The 2,344-nt window shown below is 40.3% G+C and carries 4 protein-coding genes; 2 read left to right on the top strand and 2 right to left on the bottom strand.

Translation table 11 applies throughout. The features are described 5' to 3' along the window. The first annotated feature begins 176 nt into the window (after nt 1-176). Entirely contained in the window at nt 177-833 is a 657-nt protein-coding gene (gene nblB / locus IQ228_RS24855) for a phycobilisome degradation protein NblB (protein WP_193964815.1), read from the top strand. Between the two features lie 77 nt (nt 834-910). Here the strand turns inward: nblB and IQ228_RS24850 are convergent, their stop codons facing one another. Further along, on the bottom strand, nt 911-1,429 hold the full coding sequence (locus IQ228_RS24850) for a DUF456 domain-containing protein (protein WP_027400697.1): 519 nt from the start codon (nt 1,427-1,429) through the stop codon (nt 911-913). Between the two features lie 5 nt (nt 1,430-1,434). Between IQ228_RS24850 and IQ228_RS24845 the strand changes: the two genes are divergently transcribed. After that, nucleotides 1,435-1,596: a hypothetical protein gene (locus IQ228_RS24845; protein WP_193964817.1), complete on the top strand. Its 162-nt coding sequence runs from the start codon at nt 1,435-1,437 to the stop codon at nt 1,594-1,596. Here IQ228_RS24845 and IQ228_RS24840 read toward each other — a convergent pair. Further along, nucleotides 1,570-2,211: a cofactor assembly of complex C subunit B gene (locus IQ228_RS24840; RefSeq protein WP_027400698.1), complete on the bottom strand. Its 642-nt coding sequence runs from the start codon at nt 2,209-2,211 to the stop codon at nt 1,570-1,572. The genes IQ228_RS24845 and IQ228_RS24840 overlap by 27 nt on opposite strands. Nucleotides 2,212-2,344 lie beyond the last annotated feature (133 nt).

The raw sequence follows: 2,344 nt of genomic DNA, 5'->3' as shown, positions 1-2,344 counted from the left end.
GGGTAGGGGAGGTAGGGGGGGTAGGGGAGGTAGGGGAGGGAAGAACAGAAGTTTTTTCCGATCATTACCCGTCAAAATAAATTTGACGAACTACTAGGTGTGGGGAAGTAAGAGCAATATTCTTTTACAACTGACAATTGACGACTGACAACTGACAACTGACAAGGGACTATTAAATGAGTGTATCTGCTGATAGTATAAAAGAGTTACTGCGTTCTGACAATTTAGGCGATCGCTTGCGTGCAGTTAACCAAATTCGGGATCTAGAACCACAAATCGCTTTAGAATTAGTCCAAATTGCCATTCAGGATAAAAGTGCGCGTGTCCGTTATTCCGCCGTAAGTCAAATGGATACCCTGGGAATACAGGATTTACCATTATCCTTGACTATCTTACGGGGTTTACTACATGATCCTGAAGCAGATGTGCAAGCAGCCGCAGCAGACTGTTTAGGTGCGCTAAAATTGCATGACGCTTTTGAAGACTTACAAAAGCTTTACCAGGAAACACCAGAATGGCTAGTCCAGTTTAGCATTATTGCCACATTGGGAGAATTAGGAGATCCACGAGCTTTTGAATTACTTACTCAAGCACTTGCATCCGATAATGGTTTAATTCAAACTGCCGCTATTAGTTCCTTTGGTGAATTGGGAGATCCAAAAGCAGTTACCCTCTTACTTCCATACAGCACTAACTCAGATTGGCAAGTACGTTACAGAGTTGTGCAAGCTTTAACCCGTTTGGGAAGTGATGAAGCTAAATCTATTCTAGAAACTTTGGTGAATGACGAGGTAGAAGCGATTTCCAAAGAAGCAAAAGCTGGTTTATGTTAGTCTAATTTACTAGTTGCGTTTATTAACTAAAGCGCAACTGCTCACCTGATTTTTGATTGATAGACAAACTTTGATCATTAACCACCATATACCTGTGTCCAAGTCGTCAATAAAAATACTATCACCGCACTGATAGCTAAAACACCTTGAATCAAATTCCCCACAACCGTTCCCACAGTAATTCCTATCCCAGCTTTTACCGCAGGCCATAATCGTCTTTGATAAAGGAACTCACCCACAATTGCGCCTAACAATGGTCCAAATAAAATTCCTAGTAATGGTCCACCAAAAGGTAAAGCTGGTAGTAATCCAAAAAATCCCAGTAACAAACCCACAAATGCGCCAATTTGTCCCCACTTACTAGCCCCGGCTTGTTTTGCTCCAATATAACCAGCAAGGAAATCAACTCCTGTACTCAGAAGTAAAACAATGATTGTCACAATCAGGGGAATTTTAATAGCTGCAAAGGAATTACTCACGATTCCCCAAATAATAATAGATATTAAAATCAAACTACTTCCAGGTATGGCTGGAACTACAGCACCAATAATCCCCACAAACATTACAGCTACTAAGAGTAAATAAATAATTTGCATAATTATTGTCAGAATCAGGATGTCCAGGATTAAAGGATGAAGAGGATGAAGACAGGGATTTTATCACCAATTACCAATTACCAATTACCAATTACCAATTACCAATTACCAATTACCAATTACCAATTACCAATTACCAATTACCCATTACCAAGCGTTACAGCTAATTTATCGGCAATTCCCCCAATCCAGTTTTCCTCTTGTTTAGTGTAACTGCGGGGAGCATTTGCCGCTAAAATTAAAACCCCTTCTTTACCAATAGGTTGACAAATTACACCTTGTGTATTTTCTGGCAAATAATCAAATTCGATTTTACCAGGATAAACATACAAAGCAACTAGATAAATTGGCTTTTGAGTTTCTAATACTTTTTTTAAAATTGTTCCTGGGACTACTTCCGATTTAGCAGCCAGAATACCACGACGTAATAAAACTTTACCTTGATAGTAGACTATGAGCGATCGCGTCACTGTATTTGTTAATAATAACCGCGATGCCCAAGCTAGTTCTATTTTCGCGGCTTCTGGTAAATCTGCTGCTAAAAAAAATCCCTCTTCCCCAATCAATTCTACTGTTTCAGGTGTACGCGGCTGTACCTGTTGCCAAATTAACCCAGTTAAAATTAACACCGCGCTCAGAATTACCCCCAGCACATCTCCTCGTGCTTGGGAGTTTGTCAGTTGCGGTGTTAACAACCGATTCATTAACAAAAGCACAGCACCTAAACCCCCAACAACTAAGGGTAAACGCCGTAAAACTCGATTAGGATCTGATTTAGTCATTAGTCATTAGTCATTGGTCATTGGTCATTGGTCATTGGTCATTGGTCATTGGTCATTGGTCATTGGTCATTGGTCATTGGTCATTGGTCATTGGGAAAATTCTTTCTCCCCCCACTTCCCCCACTTCCCCTAC

Origin of the sequence: Dolichospermum sp. LEGE 00246, assembly GCF_015207865.1 — a bacterium.
GTDB lineage: Bacteria > Cyanobacteriota > Cyanobacteriia > Cyanobacteriales > Nostocaceae > Dolichospermum > Dolichospermum heterosporum.
This window is presented reverse-complemented; position numbering and strand designations above follow the sequence as displayed.

Coding starts and splice junctions, on each gene's coding strand:
- nblB (WP_193964815.1), top strand. CDS start 177: ATGAGTGTATCTGCTGATAGTATAAAAGAGTTACTGCGTTCTGACAAT.
- IQ228_RS24840 (WP_027400698.1), bottom strand. CDS start 2,211: ATGACTAAATCAGATCCTAATCGAGTTTTACGGCGTTTACCCTTAGTT.
- IQ228_RS24850 (WP_027400697.1), bottom strand. CDS start 1,429: ATGCAAATTATTTATTTACTCTTAGTAGCTGTAATGTTTGTGGGGATT.